Below are 18255 nucleotides of genomic sequence, written 5' to 3' on the forward strand. Positions count from 1 at the left end.
GAGTGAATATGCTTAAAGGAAAGGCTCAGTGAGTCAGTACAGCCCAGAAGCTACTAATTTCCTACGCTCCGCTCAGCCGGCGATCGCTGTTATCGGGTTGCTCAATAAATGCGAGAAAAAGAAAATACGTAAAACGAGCGCCGAAGAGCGTGCGAAACGAATATCAGAGTGGCTGATATTATCATCTCTTATACTTCTTATTATTTCAGCAGTAGTCGCCGGGCTTTACGACGTGAGGCCTGTGCCCGACCACATAAAATACACAGTGTTAGCAATGTGCACGCTTGCTATGGGCTTGGCCTTGGCATCTTTACTCGTTCCTATCGTACTGTCGATTTGGCTGCTTTCACGATGGAAGCGATTATCCTATGAAAGCCTCTGCGGCGATATCAACCACGAATATAGGCAATGCGCGCAGCTAGTGGCATTCAGCGCTTCGGATCTATTGGAAGCCCAGTTTTGGCTGCAGCGAAAGGTTCAAAGAATCACCGCACGTGCAACTCGATTTTTTGGGGAAAAGACAGCGGCGGTTGGATTGATTGCAGCTGCCTATTCATATGTAGGGAAATTTGGGGGATTCGATTGGGTTGCCACGACCTTGGCCAAGGGGATGACGATCGAAAATCTGGGAAACACCGTGTTGTTGCTTATAGGCGCAGCGCTCGTAGGTGTCTCGATCGGCACGATATTGCTCGAACATATTGCCTCGCGCTATCGGTATCAACTAGAGCTTTTGGAGCTGGTGCTTCGCTACAAAGCTAATCGTCAAACAGCGGAGTAGTCCAGCCGTTGCCCATTCGATGGCCCCTCTATGCCTAGTGAGGAGCGTCGGTTACGTTCGTTGCAGCTTAGCGGGTTCCGGGAGGCTTAGCACGTCGGCCGACCGTAGAGAGGGCACGATGGAAGCCCGAAGGGGCGAGACAGCCCCGGCTCGCTTCACGACAGCGCGGCCCGGCAACGCCGGCGACACCCCGGTCTCAACTGGCCCCTAGAGGCCCAGCTGCCAATCCAACCCTGAAGTACTCAGCCGTCTCCGCATCCGTGCAGTACAGGTAGCAGCCCTTCATCCCACGGGTCATGAGCGTGCGGTAGGTGTTCTTGATGATCAGGTCGGTCTCCTGTCTCGCCAGGTCCGGATGCGTCTTCATGAGCTTCTTGTACCCGCGGATGGAACGGTCCTGCTTGTCTCGCCGGTCGGGCGAAGTCACGACCCTGCCGTTGCGCACGATCAGGTCCGGCCCGATGATAACGCCGATGTAGTCGACCTCCAGGCCCTGGCAGGTATGGATGCAGCCGACCTGGTCGATGGATTCCTCGGCGATGATCCAGAGGCTGCCGTCCTGGCTGAGGTTCCACTGCCGGCGGTAGTCACCGATCACGATGTCATCGGCCAATGGATCCTTCTTGCTGCGCCAAGGCCAGCAGTAACCAGCCACAACACGCGCCTTGTTCTGGTGGTTGCGTGCCTCGATCGCCGCATGCAATGCCTCGGGCGTATCGAATACCCGGAAGTCATACTCACCGGCCTCGAGCTGGTGATTGGCGGTCGGGCGGATATCGAGCACGTTGTCGAGCCACGCGAGGTAGCCATCCGACCCGCTGCAACGAAACTGGGAGGCCAGGTCGTATTCCTCGACGAGGGCACCCTTGGCCTCGGCGAACTGCCGGATCGCTTGCTTGCTGCCCACGTCGCTGAGGGTGACGCGCTGGTCCTCGTCGATGAAGAAGACCGTGCACTTCGAGGCCCCGATCAGCTCCTTGACCTGGTGCTCACCGAGGTTGGCATACAGGCCGCTCTTCTCGTTGAGGCGATGGGCCTCATCGACGATGAGCACGTCGAAGACATTGGGCTCGGCATCGACGAAAGAGCCGGACCCGGTGAACATGTGCGAGAACCGTGAGCGGGTAATCGACCCGACCAGCTTGGTCTCGTAGACCTTTCGGGGCGCGGCATTCTTCGACACGTACTTGCCCACCAACCCCTGCGAGGTGAGCTGCACCAGCAGGTTGATGGCCAGCACCGTCTTTCCGGTACCGGGGCCACCTTCAACGATGACGACCCGGGGCTGATCGGACGAGGCCGCCTTCGCCGCTGCAAGCGCGGCCTCGTAGACCTCCTTCTGGTCGTCGATCAGGACGAACTCAGGGTTGCCCTTCAGCAGGCCCGACAACGAATCGGCGAGCGCCTTGGACGGACGGATCCGACCGCTGGCCAGCTCGTACAGGACGGCCTTGTCGTCACCGGATTTGATGTATTTCCGGATAAAGGCGCGAAGCTGCTCAAGCTCGTCCTTGCCCTTGAGAAAGAGCGGGGCCTTCTCGATGTAGGGCTGGTAATGCGAGGCGTCGATGACCCCGTCACGTATGTAGTTATGAAGGTAGGCGCAGGGCCGGACGGCGATGCTCTGGTCGTAGACCGCCTCGTTGAAGCCCTCCAGGAGCGAGGCGTAGGACCAGGCCTGGTACGAGGGATGCACCGTTTCCCTCAATCCCTTGCCGAGGGCGGTCACCACGATCGCATCCTTGGTCGTGGCCTTCGCCGTGCTCCACTGCTTGAGCTCGACGAGCACGGCGTTCTTGCCGCCCAGCTCGTCACGGCCGGTGAGCGTGAAGTCGATGCGCTTGGAGGACTGCGGGATATGGAGCTCGATGGCGAGTCCCGTGTCAGCCGGCAATGCCTCGTCGCGTAGGACCTTGGCCATGTAGCCGAGTGACCCTTTCCACGACTCGATCTCCGATCGCCCGACTCGCTTGCCGGTGCGGGCGGTAAAGTGGGCGAGGATCACCTCCTCGATGTCGTCGTTGTCGGTGTCCCTGAGGAATTGCTGCTTGGTAGCTTCGTAGACGATCACGCGGTCTTCCTTGGCCGGCTTTTAAAGTTGGTCGTACTTCTTGCTCGTGTTGCGCGCCTTGTCGACGGGATACTTCTGCCCGTTAAGCCGAAGCTTGTGTTGCACGGCCTCGTCGAGGTCCACGCCCAGGACATTGGCCAGCCGCACCAGGTACATCATCACGTCGGCCAGCTCGTCGCGCACTGCCTGGGCTGTTTCGGGGCGCTGCGCCGCGGTGATGGATTGTTCCTCGGTCATCCATTGGAAGATCTCGAGGAGTTCGCCCGTCTCGCCCGCCAGGGCCATGGCCAGGTTCTTTGGCGAGTGGAATTGCGCCCAGTTGCGCGCCTCGGCGAACTGTTCGAGCGCTTCGGCCAGTGGCGCTACATCAACGAGCGAGGAGGGCGGCGAGGCATCGATCGGCACGAGCTTGTCCTTGGTGGCGGCAGGGATTGCCGATCATACTTGAGCGCAAGGCCGATGTAAGTGCGGCACCGGCCCGCAACCATCGGGCCAGGGCCTGCGAAGCGACTGATGCGTTCTGCGGCTTTAAGGTTCCCGCCATTACCCAACATAAGGACGTGGTCGTTTATGTCCCAGCTTTCCCAGCTCCGCAGCCCCGCCGCCGTGCAAGCTGCCATCGACGAGTTCGTGCAGCTCGGCCGTACCAAGTTCCTGGAACGCTATGGCTTCGGCAAGTCGCGCGACTTTCTCGTGCGCGACCCGAAGACCGGTACCGACTGCGATTCGAAGGCCATCGCGGGCGTCGCCTATGGCAAGCAGTTCCCTAGCCAAGGCCCGCTGACAGCCGATAGCTTCTCGGGCGGCGAGGCGACCGTGGTCCCAGCACTGACGAACCTCGGGTTCACGATCATTCGCATCGGCGAGGACTGGTCGGAAGCCGAGGTCGAGGCCACGGTACGCGACTACTTCGAGATGCTCCGTGCCGAGGCGGCTGGCGCGGCATATAACAAGTCCGAGCACAACCAGGCCCTGCGGCGCGAGCTAAATGGCCGTAGCAAGTCCTCGGTCGAGCTCAAGCACCAGAACATCAGTGCCGTGCTCGATGCGCTGGGACTGCCCTACATCAATGGCTACAAGCCCCGGGGCAACAGCCAACTGCTGCTACGTAAATCCGTACAAGCGTATGTCCTGAAGCACCAGCAGGCGGTCGGCGCCATCGTCGATGCCCTGGAGGAAGTAAAGCTCCCGAGCGAGAAGACTTACCTGGCAGCGCTCGTCGAAGCACCCAAGCGCGAGGCGTTTGTCCCAAGCCCCGCCAAGGTGCGAGACCGCATGCCGCGCAAGTTCGACTTTGCCGCGCGGGACGAGGCCAACCGCAAGCTGGGCCGGGCAGGGGAGCAGTGGGTGATCGAGTTCGAGCAACAGCGCTTGACCGCAGCGGGCCAACCGGAGCTCTTTCAACGTCTGGAGTGGGTATCGGACACCCAGGGCGACGGCGCAGGCTTCGACATCCTGTCGTTCGAGGACGAAGCGCAGCACCGCTTCATAGAGGTGAAGACCACCAACGGTGGAGTAGGCTCATCCTTTCTCGTCAGCCACAATGAACTCGAGTTTTCAAAGGAGGCAGGCGAGCAGTTCTACCTGTACCGGGTCTTCCAGTTCAGGCAGGGGCCGCGCCTGTTCACCCTCATGGGCGACCTGGCCCAGCATGTCCACCTCAAGCCCACCGACTACAGGGCGAGCTTCAGGGGCATGGTGGGGTGAAGCAGAAGGTCTGCTGTCGGCCCAAAGCGGCCGCTCAAAAGTGTTAGGGAGGCTAGAGCGATTCACGCGGTCTCCTGATGCTCAGCTTGGGCATGCAATGCTTTCTAGCCAGCCAGCAGTCCGCGTCAACCCTGGCACGGACTGCTAACGGCGCGGCCTTTTGCAGAAAGCGAGGCTCCGTCCTTTGGGTGATCCTCGCTCCTGAAGGACGAACACCGAGCTAAAAGCGCAATCATAGGTGGAAATCGCCCACCGCCTCTGGCTGGTAAAGCACTTTCCTGATTGCAATCCGGCAGGCGCGATCAGAAATTCGCCAGTCGATAACGTCCCCCTCCCGATAGCCCAGGATGGCAGCGCTGATGTCGGAGCACACGGAATGCTTTCCGGCGCTGGTGTCTGCGTCTTCCGGGTAGACCAAAGCCACTTCGATCTCTTCCTCGTCCAGCCGCAGCAAGGCCTTAGAGTTCATAGTGACCAACATTACACGTCACCTGCTGCGGCTTGGCGATAATGGCTCGTTCAAGCTCATGCTCGATTTCAACAACGACCGGGCCTTGCTCGATCGCAATCAGACTCTCGAGCCTGGCTTTGTCGATTTCGGTGATATAGATCCTGGTGGAGTCGCCAACGCCACCTGCGCGTAATAACTGAAGATAGCGCCCCAGAGGCATGGAAAAACATTTCAATGCAGGCGTTTCGCTCTCGAGCAGAAAGCCGCTGCGCACGAAGGCTTTTACCGAGCGCACATTGTCCGGGTGGATCTTGGCAATGAGCTTTTCGGCGCGCATATCGAGAAAAGCCAGTTTCATGCCTTCGCGGATCGTACTGGCGCCGAGGTTCCGGCCCCATTTGTCGCTGTCTCCGATGACCAGAACTATTTCGCAATCTGTGCCGGTCTTGATGAGACGGACGAAACCCACCGGAGCGTCATGCCGGTCATAGGCCATGAAGAAGCGGCCGCCCCGGTTGAACAGATTGGGTCAGGATCGGTAACTGAGTACGATCGATGGCTTGCTCGATGAAGCGGGAGGTATGACGCGAATCGCTCAGGTAGCAGGTAACACGCTCATCATCCAACCAGTCCATCAGCATCAGCGCGTGTGCCCGAGTAATCTCAGGGCACAGCGAAATGAAAGGCTTATTCATCTTCACCACACGTGTCTGTAAAGAATGAAAGCCCTTCATGGCTATAGCCATGACGGTTCTTTCGGCAGGCGACCATCTTAAGACATAACGCGGGTGGTGCCGAACAGCCTGGATAGTTGGGGCGCTACCAAGAGGTACGAATTTTACCGCGAGCTGAAGCGGACCGGTAAATGTGCCAGTCCGATGTCTTCCGAGCCTTAGAGCTGAGCGGCAGGCGTCAAGATTCACACGTTGCCGTCGATAGACTTCGAAAGTCACTACAAAATAGGTGGCATAATGCCATCAATTGTGTAATATCGACGCTAATTTGGCGCAAGTTGCAGTTCGTCATTTGAGATGTAGAACAAGGTTGTCATCATGTCACAAGCGAAGGATACGCTGCTCAGGCTATTCGCATTACTGCGCCTGATTCCCACAGAGCCGCAGCGTATTGCAACTCCGACTCTGCTCGATAAGCTTCGCGATAGAGGTTTTTCCGTGACACTTCGCTCGGTTCAGCGTGATTTGAACCGGTTGTCGACGCCATTCTCGTTGCAATGCGTCGATAGCGAAATCCCTTTCCGCTGGAGTTTCACACCGGACGCGCCACTGAAGTTGGAGGATATGGATGCATCCACAGCGCTGGCCTTGTATCTGTCGGAAAGCCATCTGAATACCGTGTTGCCACAGACGGTTCTGAACCAGCTCGCTCCGCAATTTCGACGCGCACGTAATTTCCTAGGCAAGCTTGGCCACAATGGATTGGCCGATTGGGCGCGACGAGTTCGTGCCATTCCCAATGGGAAAACCTTGCTACCCGCTGCGGTCAATACCGTAGCCATCAGCTACCTGCTGGCCTCCGTGGACGGATACGGTATTTTGCGCCAGTTCGCCCTGCATCGTATCCAGCAGATTCGGATACTTGATGAGCCGTCCGTCTTACATGACATCTTCGATGTAGACGATTACATCGACAGCGGCATTTTCAGCCAGCGGGAAAACAACCTCTCGGTGGAACTGGTTGTCGACGTTCATCCGCAGATTGCTGTCCTGCTCAGCGAGACCCCGCTGCGCCATGAGCAAACCTTGAGCGATATCCCCTCACATACCTGGAAACGCCTGCGCGCTCAAGTTCCGCTTGATCGTGAAACGCTGTGGTGGATCTTTGGCCTGAACGACAACATCCGAGTTTACGGACCGCAGGTTTGGGTCGATGAAATAAGCGACAGGTTGAACAGTATGCAAAACCTCTACACCTCAACCGACCGCGACATGAGCTGTCGCATTGCCGTGGAAAACTACGGGTAATCAACCACCAATGGACAAACACTTGCTGGGTGACCTGGGCACCGAGCAATAGGGACAGAAGCTGATGACGCGCTCCACCGTTACGTCTGCAAAACCCCGAAAATCCGCGCGCTCAGCGCCCGCTGCCAATGCCACGTTCGATGTCTTGGTGTTGGCCACAATGAGTGCAGGCAAAACGTCGTTCATCAACGCACTGATTGGCCAGGAACTGCTGCATACCGCGAATGAGGCCACCACTGCCTGCGTGACCCGTGTCGAGCATCGCCAAGGGACCAGACGATTCAGCGGTGCGTGCTATTGCTATAACGACACCGAATTGGCCTCCGAGCGTTCACCGTCAGTAGCGTTGCTGCGGGACTGGAACGCCGATGCCGAGGTCAAGCGCATCAGCCTTGCTGGAACTTTCAAAGTCTTGCCGCGCCCGGCGCCCGGCCTCGTGCTCCACGACACGCCAGGGCCGAACAACAGCCAGGATGAACGTCACGCCAGGCTGACGCTGGAGGCTATCCGTAATGTGTCGTTCAAGGCGCTTTGCTATGTGCTCAACGCCAGCCAGCTGGGGACCCGTGACGACCGGTTGCTGCTCGAGCAGTTGCGCGAAGAGCTTGTCACCAAGCCTGCCCAGCCCATTTATTTCATCCTCAACAAAGTGGATTTGCTCGATCCGGAAAAGGGCGAAAGCGTTGAAGGCTATGTGCACACGGCCCAGTGCTATTTGCGTGACATCGGTTTTGAGCAGCCAATCATCATTCCGACAATGGCCAGTGCAGCGTTGTACGCGCGCAAGGCGCTGAGTGCCGACACACTGACACGGGCCCAGCGGTCCCAATTGCGCCAGGCTCTCGATGTCATGGACTCCAACAAGCGTGCCTTGCTCAATGCCACTGTCGCGCCCGACCTGATCAAACGCCGCGTCGGCAAGGCGCTCGACAGCCTTGAGCGTAAACAGCAGGCCAATCAATCTGATCCCCGGGCCAGCGACAAAAACAAATTGCGCCAACTAGTCACCATTAGCGGGCTTAAAACCATTGAAGTCCTCATCAATCATCAACGCCGCTTAGATGAGCAACCATGAATACTATTGAAATCATCCACAACCCATTCATCGTCGAGACCCAGTTCCTGATCAGAGGCCAGCCTCCAGCTGAAGGTTGCAAGCTGTCGAGCTACAAGGAGTCGCGGCTGCAAGTGTGGGTCGAGAAGCTGTTTGATGAATTGAGTCAGTTGTTCAACGGCGACAATAACTTTGATGTCACTTTTAGGGGGGTTGAGTCGGATTACCTGGACGTGGTCGACGCCGCGAAGGTCGCGACGGATAAAGGCATGCAGGTCACTCTGAACTTTATTGAAGCGGATCCGACGGAAGAGCGCCTGACCCGCATTCGTGAGTTGATGGAAGAAGCCAAGCTTCATCCTGATTTTGAGCATTTTATCCGTGACAACGACGACGTCAGTCAGTCCTTTGAAGAAGCATTCAACAAGGATTTCGACGTGTACGTGGTCGCGACCATGTCGTCGGGCAAGTCTACGCTGATCAACGCCATGCTTGGCCAGGACCTGCTGCCCGCGGCTAACGAAGCCACGACCGCGACCATTGCGCGGATCACCGACAACGCATCAATGGGCCAACGCTTCGCCGCACAACGGGTGACCAATGATCACCGTATTGCGGAAAACAGCGATGACGTGAGCCTAGAAGTGCTGCAGGCCTGGAACAGCCTGCCCGATACGATGCGCATCGATATCGAGGGCAAGATTCATGCAATTCAAGACCGTGACAGCGTTCGCCTGGTATTGACCGACACTCCGGGTCCAAACAACAGCCAGGATGAAAAGCACCAGCTCAAGACCATGAGCTTCATTCAAGACTCGCAGCGCAATCCGCTGATTCTGTATGTACTGAATGCTAGCCAGTTGGGTACCAACGACGACAAAAATCTATTGAGACTGGTCGCCGAAACCATGCGTAAGGGCGGCAAGCAGAGCAAGGATCGGTTCATTTTCGTCATCAACAAAATGGATGTGTTTGACCCAGAGAAAGGCGAGGACCTGCCGTCGGTGCTGGCCCGCGTCAAAAACTACCTGGTCGAAAATGGAATCTTCAATCCGCTGATCTATCCGGTGTCGGCCAACCTGACGCGGCTGTTGCGCAAACCCCAGCACTTGCATTCGCGGAAGGAGCGCGGCGAGTTGAACTCTATGATGGACATGTTCGGCGAAGAGCCAAGCATGAACTTGCTGCAATACATGCCGATTACCGAGCGGGTAAAACGTAACCTGCAAGACAAGCGTCTTCCCGAAATCGTGCTGAGCAGCGGCTTGCCGGCAGTCGAGGCGATGATTGACGAGTACATCGACAAGTACAACTTCCCGCATCGGGTCAAACGCGCCTACGACGCGTTGACCAAGGCCATTGCGGTCGGACTTAACGAAACACAACTGATTGAGCAACTGGATCAGGATGAGAAGACGCTGGCCCATATCAATGAAGAGATCCAGGCGTTGGAGTATCGGCAGGAGAAGGGCTTCGATACACAGGCGTATAAGGACAGGATTGCGCGTGAAGGTAAGGCGTTGCCACGGGCCACTGAAGATGAGCTCTCGGTCCTGGAAAAATCTTCGAGCAAAAATATCAGAAAGGTCAGTGCTCGTTTCACTGGGACGGCTGACCCGCGCATTGCTGAACTTCTAGTCAAGGAAGTTGAAGCGGAACTCCAGTTCGAGTACCGAAAACTCATCAACGCGTATGAGGCCGTATTCATCACTAGCCAGCAAGTCATTCGTGACGATCTGGAGTTGGAGTACCAGAGCTACATCGTTGATCTGTTTAAGGACTGCCAACATTTGAAGCTGCCCATTCTGGAAAGTCTTCAGAAAGCGACGGGCGATATTTCCTTCAATCTCACCATCAAGAGTCATGAAGTCAAGACTACAGAAGTGGTGGTGGATAGCTACGAAGTCAGTGACAGTAAGTGGTACAACCCCTTCTCATGGGGGTCTACGCGTACGGTTTATAAATATGGTGAAGAAAAATCAGTCGACCTTCAGGAGCTCTGGAAGGACCGTCATACCCGTATCGAGGACGAGTTCGCTCGATTAGTCGTAGCCGCCCGTACTGAAATCGACAATGGCAAGACCGTTCTGATTGATCAGTTCATGGCGTTCATGGGGCGTGAGTTCGACACCAAGTTCAATGAGTTGATTGATTCGCTTAAAGAAAAAATGACGGACCGCGACGTGCGTCAACGCGCCCTTGAAGAGGCCCGTGAGCTACAAACGTGGATCAATCAATTCAAAGCAAAACTCGACGAAACCCTCGCCGTTTGACTCCGGAGCTTTTATGACGACTAACGCCTCGATGATTACAAAAGTCCGCGAGCAGTTTTTAGCAGCGCTCAATGACACACAGGTCAGCACCGAGTTATTGAAGCAAATGATACGAGTTGCTGAGAAAACTCCGGGAGTGATGGACGCTCATGAGGTGTATGTCGGCTATAACGCCATCGATGCAGATCCAGTGAGTTGGCATCCGGACTATTTCAGTCGGCAAAGCTTTTTAGCATCCCGCAACTTTTCCAAGGAAAGGCTGGAACACCTGATCAGCGTTCGTGACGTGTTTCGTCAACGAAATGAAAAGGGCTTTACGCCCACCACTGCCTCAACGACGAGAAAGGTTCAGATGAACACGGCATCTGTCGACTACCATCCTTCCATCAACCTCAAGAAGTTCGTCGATGAAGGCGATTTGTTGACGACGCGAACCGCACTGCGCCTGGAACTGAATGATCGTCGTCTGGATGGCATCGAGTTGCACGCAGCACTTGCCTGGATCAAGGGTTGCGTTCCCGATATCTTCGAGGCCTATTCAGAAGGAGCATTCGCACGCGAACTTGCATCAGATCAGAACAAATGGACCGAGGACTATTACGATCTGCAGGTAACTTACTTAAAAACCAACTTCTCGGAAAAACGCTTTTTACACCTGATCGAGGTGCGCGAGTTATTGCGCACCAGCGCAGTTGAGGGTTTCACTTCGACCAAGACGAAAGCCTCTACCCCACATTCCGCTTCCCTTGCAGCACAAGCTCCACGCACCAACTCTCGTCAGCCCACTCCCGACAACACATCAGAGCGCAACCCTGCCTTCAAGGCTGCCCTCTTGATCGGCGGCGCGATTGCCGCCGTGGTGGTTTTCCTCGTGGCATTGGCCCGGTGAGCGCATGACAACTTCCATGCTGACCCGCACCGCTGTCCAGGACATTCGTGAAAACGCCGGCCTGACCCTTGAGGCCGGGCGTGCCCTGATCAACCGCAGCTATCTGTCGGAACTGGAACACTATCCGGTCCACGCGTTTGCAGAACAAGGGCTGCGGTTCAATGCCGCCAGTGACGTGCGGATTTTTCGCGTGGAGCGTATCGTCCAGGACAATAAGCAATCCGTCCTGGAAAGCACCACGGCCGCGTATACCGCGCTGGGCGCGGCAGGGTACTCGGTATTTTTAATATTGCGCTCCAACGGCATCGAAACCGACCTGTACATCGGTACTCGCGGCGAGCCTGGCAAAACCCTCGGGCACAGTTCCGGCGTGTTGCTGCAGGAAACCTTCAAGGGGCACTTCTCGGGCAGCTCACTGGTACCGCTGCAACAACAGGATGCCGATACCTTGCTGGAGGCGGTCCAAGCCGAAAAGGCCAACCCGTCGGCGAGCATTACCGCGGTGACGGGCGTGCCGGCACTGTCGACGGAAAACCGCGAGCACTTCATGCAAGGGCTCGAGCGTTTTATCGACGCTGCGGAGCGTCGGGTGTATCACGCGATCATCCTCGCCGAGCCGGTTTCATCGCAAAACCTCGACCTGATACGCGCGGGATACGAACAGGTCGCGACTCAACTGTCGCCATTGCTCAAGCAACAGTTGTCTTTTGGTGAGCAGGACAGCGATTCGGTCGGGCTGAGCATCAGCCAGGGGTTGAGTAACTCCCTTGGTCATAGTCTTGGTTTGACCGAAACCAAGGGTACCTCGAGCACCCTGGGCACCTCGACCACTGAAACCGTAGGCACCAGCGAATCGTTCAGCGCGCAGACTGGGACCTCGAAAACGGTTGCCCTCGGTGGCACCCTGTTGGGTATGGCGGGCGGCGCGGCATTTGGGCCGATCGGTGCGATGCTCGGCAGCCAGATTGGCTCGGCCGCCGCTGTATTGTTCAACGAACAACGCACCACAGGCACCAGCCATTCGACCTCCACCGGTCGCAACGAAAGCCACGGTACCTCCTACAGTGAGGCGGCATCGAAGACCACATCAACCACACACACCACCAGCAGCACTGACACCCAGTCGTTGAACAAAACCACGGGCTCTAATCGACAGATTTCGATTGAGACCGTGGACAAGACCATCGAGCAGTTGCTGAGCAAAATCGATCACCACCTCGAGCGCATCGACGAGGCCAAGACGTACGGCGGCTGGAACTCGGCGGCGTACTTCATCGGTGATAGCACTGCGTCGTCCGAGTCGTTGGCGAGCATCTTTCTCGGCCTGGTGCGCGGCAGTAAGTCCAGCCATGAAGACTTCGCCCTGACCACTTGGAAATCCGCCAACAAGTCTGCTGTGCTGGACTGGCTCAGCGCCTTCTGCCATCCGCAACTGAAACCGGGCTTCTCGAAAAAGATTCCGATCAGCTACCTCACGCCAGCCACGCTGGTGTCGGGTAAGGAAATGGCGATCCAACTGAGCCTGCCCCGTCGTTCCACCTCTACGGTGGCCGTGCTGGAAACCCAGGCGTTTGGCCGTAAAGTGCAGCGCCTGGATGGTCACAGCAGTGAGCTGGGCAAGGGCAAGACCCTGACCTTGGGCAACATCCGCCACTTGTGGGAAAACTTGCCACAAAAAATCGAGTTGAGCCTCGATCAGTTGGCCAGCCACGTATTCGTCAGTGGTTCGACCGGCGCCGGTAAAAGCAACACGCTGTATGAAATGCTCAGCCAGATCAGCGCCGCCGGCGTGCCATTCCTGGTGATCGAGCCGGCCAAGGGCGAGTACAAGCACGTCTTCGGTCATCGCGATGATGTGAATGTATTCGGTACGCATCCGGCCCATAGTGAGTTGTTGCGCATCAATCCGTTCCGCTTCCCGTTGGCCATTCATGTGCTGGAGCACGTTGATCGGCTCGTGGAAATCTTCAACGTCTGCTGGCCGATGTATGCCGCCATGCCCGCCGTACTCAAAGAGGCGATTCTGCAGGCGTATCAGCAATGTGGCTGGGACCTGGACCTGTCGACCAACCGCTACAGCGATGCGTTGTTTCCGACGTTCAGTGATCTGCTCAGTACCTTGCAGAGCGTAATTGAGGCGTCGGCGTACTCCCAAGAACTCAAGGGTAACTACATCGGTTCGCTGTCCACACGGATCAAATCCCTGACCAATGGCTTGAACGGGCAGATCTTCACCGCCAACGAAATCGAAGGCGCAGAGCTGTTCGATCAGAGTGCAGTCGTTGACCTCAGCCGCATCGGTTCATCCGAAACCAAGGCCCTGATCATGGGGATCCTGGTGATGCGTCTGAGTGAGCACCGCATGGCCGGTGGAGGCATGAATCAGCCGCTGCGTCACGTCACGGTGCTTGAGGAAGCGCATAACATCCTCAAGCGCAGCCCGTCCGAAGGCGGCGCCGAAGGTTCGAGTGTGGTTGGCAAATCTGTTGAGATGCTGACCAACGCCATCGCAGAAATGCGCACCTATGGCGAAGGTTTCATCATCGCTGACCAGTCGCCCCATGCGGTGGATATCGCCGCGATTCGTAACACCAACACCAAGATCATCATGCGTCTGCCGGATGAAATGGACCGTCGTTTAATCGGGAAATCGGTGGCGTTGCGTGATGACCAGCTCGAGGAAATTGCCAAATTACCTAAGGGCGTGGCCATCGTTTATCAGAACGACTGGTTGGAGCCGGTGCTATGCCAGGTGAAGAAGTTCGCAGGTCCCGAGACGCCGTATGTCTACAAGGCCAGTGACACGCGCACAGTGCGTAGCCAGGATTTCAACCTGCAGGTGCTCCGCCTGCTCCTGAGCAACCGGGTACGCACGCCGATCACCCCGGACCTGGCGTTGCTTGAAAACGGGTTGTGTGAATTGCCGTTGCTGGCACACAGCAAAATCGCGCTGTTCGAAGTGCTCAACGCCTACGAGAAAGAGCAGCCAGCGGCGTTGTGCATGCCTGAGGCATTTGCCCACGCGGCACAGTTGGTGGTCGATGTGCTCGGCTGTCGGCAGCAGGTTCAGCAGATCATCCAATCGGCGACCGACTACAGCGATCTCAGCAACCTGCTTGACGTGCTATTGCACGAGCGAGCGACAGGCTTGAGCGCTGAGCTGGCCCTGGCGACCCAGCAGTGCCTGATGAAGGACTACAGCCTGCAGCATGAAAGCCATATCGACATCTATTCAGCATGGCGTGCGCGCCTCGAAACAGGAAGCGTCCTGTGAACTTTGAAAACTTCTTTACTGCAAAGGCCGAGGTTCCGTCCAACCTGGCGCTACTGGCCCGTGAAATGCCAGATCGCTGCGTGATCATTGCCGAACTTGACCGACCTATCGTGCTTACCCAGGAAACCCGCGTGGAACTGCCGGAGATGTCCCCGGAAACACGTGAGCGACTGGAGCGACTGGGCGTTCCAAAAGAGGTCCTGGATGCGATCGGCAGCGAAGCCGAGGCGAAGATCTATGAAGATGCCAACCTGGAGCCCGCCGAAGTCAACGGCAAGGATGCACTGATTCGCACCGACATCGATTACGATCAAAAAGATGCCATGGGCACCACCAACCTGGACCGTATGAAGTCGGGAAGGGCGCCACTGGACGCCACTGGAAAGCCGATCGAGTTGCACCACATCGGCCAGAAACAGGACTCGCCGTTGGCCGAGCTGACCAGTGCCGAGCACCGAGGCAATGGCAACGACAACGTGCTGCACAACAAGCAGAAGGAGTCTGAAATCAATCGCGAAGACTTCGACAAAGAGCGAAAAGACTACTGGAAGGCGCGAGCCGAACAGATCGAGAATCAGCGCTGAGAGCGAAACTCATGAAGAAACTTGAACAACTCGTTGATCTCCACCAGGCCAATACCCGGCCTGTAGATGCCGGCAGCATCCAGAGTCTTGAGCAAAAATTGGGATTTGCACTGTCCGACGAATACAAGGACTACCTGTCTACGTTTGGCGTCATCGTCTTCGACGCATACGAAACATACGGCCTCGGCGTTCCTGAAGATTATTACCTGAATGTCCTGGCCGCGTTCTCGGACCTGAGCCGCGACCCGAACTACCCGAAAAATACTGTGCCACTGCTGGAGATTGGTGATGGGCAGTTCTATCTATACGACAACCAAGCACGGAAAGTTCTGGTTTGGGCTACACCGAATGGTGGCATAGTGCGTGCCGTGGAGGACGGGCTGGAGGCCTTTTTGATCAAGCATGTCTTCGCGGGCTAGCTAACAACAGTTTGAGGCGGGAGGGTTTGGCGTCTCTCTTGCTGTGAATAGCCCCGGCTTTTCTAGAGACCGTCCTGCCTCAGAAAATAACGTCGCTCGAACTCTATCGGCGACAGCTTCTCGGCGAAACCATGTCGCCGCTTGGGGTTGTAAAACATCTCGATGTAATCGAACACATCGCTTCGCGCCTCGTCCCGATTGCCATAGATCCTACGTTTGATCCGCTCACGCTTGAGCAGTTGGAAGAAGCTTTCAGCGACCGCGTTGTCATGACAGTTGCCACGGCGACTCATGCTGCCAACAAGATTGTTGGCTCTGAGAAAACTCTGCCAATCCGAGCTGCTGAACTGACTACCTTGGTCAGAGTGGATCATTACTTCCTGCTTCGGTTTGCGTCGCCAGACGGCCATCAGCAGCGCATCAATGGCCAGGTCGCTGCTCATGCGAGATTTCATCGACCAGCCAATGACCTGCCGAGAGAACAGATCGAGCACCACCGCCAAATACAGCCAGCCCTCATAGGTGCGGATGTAGGTGATGTCGGTGACCCAGACCTTGTTAGGCTCGCTGACGTTGAATTGGCGCTCCAGTCTGTTCGGCGCAGGTGTGGGTGGCTTGCCACCATAACGGCCAGGCCGCCGGCGATAACCTGTCTGCGAGCGCAGTCCCTCCGCACGCATCAGCCTGGCCACACGATGTCGCCCACAGCATTCCTCCAGCTCGCGCAGATCTGCATGGATCTTTCGATAGCCATAGACCCCGCCGCTCTCCAGCCAGGAATGCTTGATCAAACCTAGCAGGCGCTGATCATCCTTGGCACGGGCCGACCTGGGCTCAGCGCACCAAGCGTAGTAGCCACTGGGGTGCACTTTCAGAACCTGGCAGAGACGTTGAATCGAGTAGTTCGCCGCCAGCTGGCGGATGAAGGCGTACCTCAGCCGGACTCCCTGGCAAAGTACGCGGCGGCCTTTTTTAGGATGTCTCGCTCTTCAGTGACGCGTTTGAGTTCGGCACGCAGGCGACGCAGCTCTGCTTGCTGGTCGTCTTCATGCTTACGCTGGGCCTCAGGCTTGCTGTAGCGCTTGATCCACGCATACAGGCTATGTGCCGACATGCCTAAACGAGCCGCTACGTCGGCAACGGGTAGGCCACGCTCGGTCACTTGCTTGACCGCTTCGACCTTAAATTCTTCGGGGTAACGCTGGTTGCTCATGGCACCTCCTGCTGGGTCTCATTATGAGGCTTGGAGGTGTCTACGAAACTAGGGGCGATTCAGACCACCCCTGAAGACATTGGACGACTGACCGCGCGCATCGTGGCCGAGCCGGTGGGCGACCCGATTATCTTCTGCGCAGGCGATACTGTTACTTACGGGCAACTCGCCGACACTGTCGAAAACCTCGTAGGACGTCCCATGCGGCGTGAGCAGTGGTCAGTGTCTTACCTAACAGCTGAGCTTGCCAACAACCCAAGTGATGCAATGCGCAAATACCGAGCCGTATTCGCAGAGGGCAGGGGCGTGGCTTGGAAAAAGGAGCACACCTACAACGCAGTCCACGGCATTCACACATCGACGATCACGCAATGGGCTCAGCAAAACCTTTAGTCACGCCCATGCAGCGCTGAGTCTCTTTTTCGGCATTGAGCGGTCAGCTTCTAGCCGAGTGCATTCCGCCATGAAGGGCAGCTATTGGCCGGGGGCTGCAGTCGCTAAAGGGATGCAGTCAGCCAGAAGCGGACAGTGAACGCCTTAGTTCGCTAGGTGCAAGTCCTGTCCAGCGCTTGAACGAGCGGCGGAAGTTGGTGGTGTCGTTGAACTGCAGGTAGGCGGCGACCTCCTCGTTGCCATAGCCGCGCACCTGGTACAGGTACAGTGCGACGTGCTTGCGCGCTTGGTCCAGCTGTTCCTGGAAGTGCGTGTCGTGCTTTTGCAGCTTGCGCTTGAGGGTCGAGGGGCTCATGTCAAGGGCGTGGGCCACGCGCTCCAGCTGCAGCGGTTCGCGAATATGCGCCAGCAGGAAGTCATACAGGCGATCAAGCAGGCCTGCGCGAAAACCTAGGCTGTCGAGCTGCGCCAGGCCCTGTTGCTGGGCGGCGCGGCCGGCGGTGAGCGCGGCGTTGGGCCAGGGCTGGTGCAGGTACTCACGCGGCAGGCGCATCAGGTCCAGCGGCGCGCCGAAGCGCACCGTCTCGCCCAGGTGTACCCAGTACTGTTCCACATAGCGTGGCTGCGCGTGGCTGAAGCTGCATTGCCAGGGCAGCGCCTGGCCGGCCAGCCAGCGGCTCATGGCTACCAGTGAGGTGCACGAGGCCTCCAGCAGGAAGCACCGTTGGGCCCCGGCGCCACAGCTGTCCAGCCAGTACAGGTACAGGTACTGCTCGTCGAGCACCAGGCGCGGGCTGAGCAGCGGGCTGAGCAGGGCGCGTTGCTCGCAGAGCACATCCAGCGCCTGGCAAAGATCGGCAGCCTGTTGCAGGGCGTGACTGGCCGGGCCGTAGTGCCCCGGCAGCAGGCGCTGGCCGAACAGGAAGCTGCTGTCATCGGCATCCAACAGGCGCCGCGTGTTGGCGATCAGGCAAAGGAGCTGCTGCGGGCTGAGGCGCGCCTGGCCGCTTAGGATGTCCTCGTGGAACAGGCCGCTGCCGCGCAACAAGCGATGGCTGTCGACACCGCGCGCCAGCGCCAGGTCGAGCAGCACGGCCGGCTGCCAGTGGCCGGGGATAAAGCGGCTGTCGCACTCGTACCAATCGGTCGGCAGGGTCATGGCGA

14 protein-coding genes and 1 pseudogene are annotated in these 18255 nt (G+C 57.4%); 10 read left to right on the forward strand and 5 right to left on the reverse strand.

What is annotated here, in order from left to right; all coding sequences use genetic code 11:
- Nucleotides 1–28: 28 nt before the first annotated feature.
- Entirely contained in the window at nt 29–781 is a 753-nt protein-coding gene (locus U8L64_RS09780) for a hypothetical protein (protein WP_333396657.1), read from the forward strand.
- A 196-nt stretch (nt 782–977) separates the two neighbouring features.
- Here U8L64_RS09780 and U8L64_RS09785 read toward each other — a convergent pair whose 3' ends face one another.
- Together U8L64_RS09785 and U8L64_RS09790 are read right to left on the reverse strand one after the other, a co-directional pair.
- On the reverse strand, nt 978–2852 hold the full coding sequence (locus tag U8L64_RS09785) for a DUF2075 domain-containing protein (RefSeq protein WP_333396659.1): 1875 nt from the start codon (nt 2850–2852) through the stop codon (nt 978–980).
- Nucleotides 2853–2873: 21 nt separating this feature from the next.
- On the reverse strand, nt 2874–3257 hold the full coding sequence (locus tag U8L64_RS09790) for a nucleotide pyrophosphohydrolase (protein ID WP_442965277.1): 384 nt from the start codon (nt 3255–3257) through the stop codon (nt 2874–2876).
- Between the two features lie 165 nt (nt 3258–3422).
- Between U8L64_RS09790 and U8L64_RS09795 the strand changes: the two genes are divergently transcribed.
- Nucleotides 3423–4559, forward strand: coding sequence for a DUF3883 domain-containing protein (locus U8L64_RS09795; protein ID WP_333396662.1), 1137 nt, complete (start codon nt 3423–3425; stop codon nt 4557–4559).
- Between the two features lie 232 nt (nt 4560–4791).
- Here the strand turns inward: U8L64_RS09795 and U8L64_RS09800 are convergent.
- Nucleotides 4792–5756 (reverse strand): annotated as a pseudogene (locus tag U8L64_RS09800) (GNAT family N-acetyltransferase).
- Between the two features lie 306 nt (nt 5757–6062).
- On the opposite strand from U8L64_RS09800, the gene U8L64_RS09805 reads away from it, so the two are divergent.
- The 7 genes from U8L64_RS09805 to U8L64_RS09835 all read left to right on the forward strand — a co-directional run bounded on the left by U8L64_RS09805 (nt 6063) and on the right by U8L64_RS09835 (nt 15485).
- Nucleotides 6063–6992, forward strand: a complete 930-nt coding sequence (locus tag U8L64_RS09805) for a helix-turn-helix transcriptional regulator (RefSeq protein WP_333396664.1) — start codon at nt 6063–6065, stop codon at nt 6990–6992.
- 64 nt (nt 6993–7056) lie between these two features.
- A complete protein-coding gene (locus U8L64_RS09810) occupies nt 7057–8067 on the forward strand; it encodes a dynamin family protein (protein WP_333396667.1) in 1011 nt (336 codons plus the stop codon).
- Nucleotides 8064–10319 (forward strand): dynamin family protein, encoded by a 2256-nt coding sequence (locus U8L64_RS09815; RefSeq protein ID WP_077683144.1) that lies wholly within the window; start codon nt 8064–8066, stop codon nt 10317–10319. Before U8L64_RS09810 ends, U8L64_RS09815 begins: the two co-directional genes overlap by 4 nt.
- 13 nt (nt 10320–10332) lie before the next feature.
- Nucleotides 10333–11208, forward strand: coding sequence for a hypothetical protein (locus U8L64_RS09820; RefSeq protein WP_223250016.1), 876 nt, complete (start codon nt 10333–10335; stop codon nt 11206–11208).
- A gap of 16 nt (nt 11209–11224) precedes the next feature.
- Nucleotides 11225–14482, forward strand: coding sequence for an ATP-binding protein (locus U8L64_RS09825; protein WP_333396673.1), 3258 nt, complete (start codon nt 11225–11227; stop codon nt 14480–14482).
- Nucleotides 14479–15066: an HNH/ENDO VII family nuclease gene (locus tag U8L64_RS09830; RefSeq protein ID WP_333396675.1), complete on the forward strand. Its 588-nt coding sequence runs from the start codon at nt 14479–14481 to the stop codon at nt 15064–15066. Before U8L64_RS09825 ends, U8L64_RS09830 begins: the two co-directional genes overlap by 4 nt.
- 11 nt (nt 15067–15077) lie before the next feature.
- Nucleotides 15078–15485: an SMI1/KNR4 family protein gene (locus U8L64_RS09835; RefSeq protein WP_077683147.1), complete on the forward strand. Its 408-nt coding sequence runs from the start codon at nt 15078–15080 to the stop codon at nt 15483–15485.
- 62 nt (nt 15486–15547) lie between these two features.
- Here the strand turns inward: U8L64_RS09835 and U8L64_RS09840 are convergent.
- Nucleotides 15548–16698, reverse strand: a protein-coding gene (locus U8L64_RS09840; protein WP_139346439.1) for an IS3 family transposase whose coding sequence is annotated in 2 segments (ribosomal slippage) — nt 15548–16455 and nt 16455–16698 — 1152 coding nt in all. Because the reading frame shifts where the segments join, the coding sequence is not laid out codon by codon here.
- A 36-nt stretch (nt 16699–16734) separates the two neighbouring features.
- Between U8L64_RS09840 and U8L64_RS09845 the strand changes: the two genes are divergently transcribed.
- Complete coding sequence (locus tag U8L64_RS09845) at nt 16735–17091, forward strand: hypothetical protein (protein ID WP_333396680.1); 357 nt, start codon at nt 16735–16737, stop codon at nt 17089–17091.
- Between the two features lie 118 nt (nt 17092–17209).
- Here U8L64_RS09845 and U8L64_RS09850 read toward each other — a convergent pair whose 3' ends face one another.
- The gene (locus U8L64_RS09850; RefSeq protein ID WP_043296850.1) at nt 17210–18250 is read right to left on the reverse strand and encodes an AraC family transcriptional regulator; all 1041 of its coding nucleotides are present in this window, start codon (nt 18248–18250) and stop codon (nt 17210–17212) included.
- Nucleotides 18251–18255 lie beyond the last annotated feature (5 nt).

This window comes from Pseudomonas sp. FIP_A4 (assembly GCF_036701605.1).
Taxonomy (GTDB): domain Bacteria; phylum Pseudomonadota; class Gammaproteobacteria; order Pseudomonadales; family Pseudomonadaceae; genus Stutzerimonas; species Stutzerimonas phenolilytica.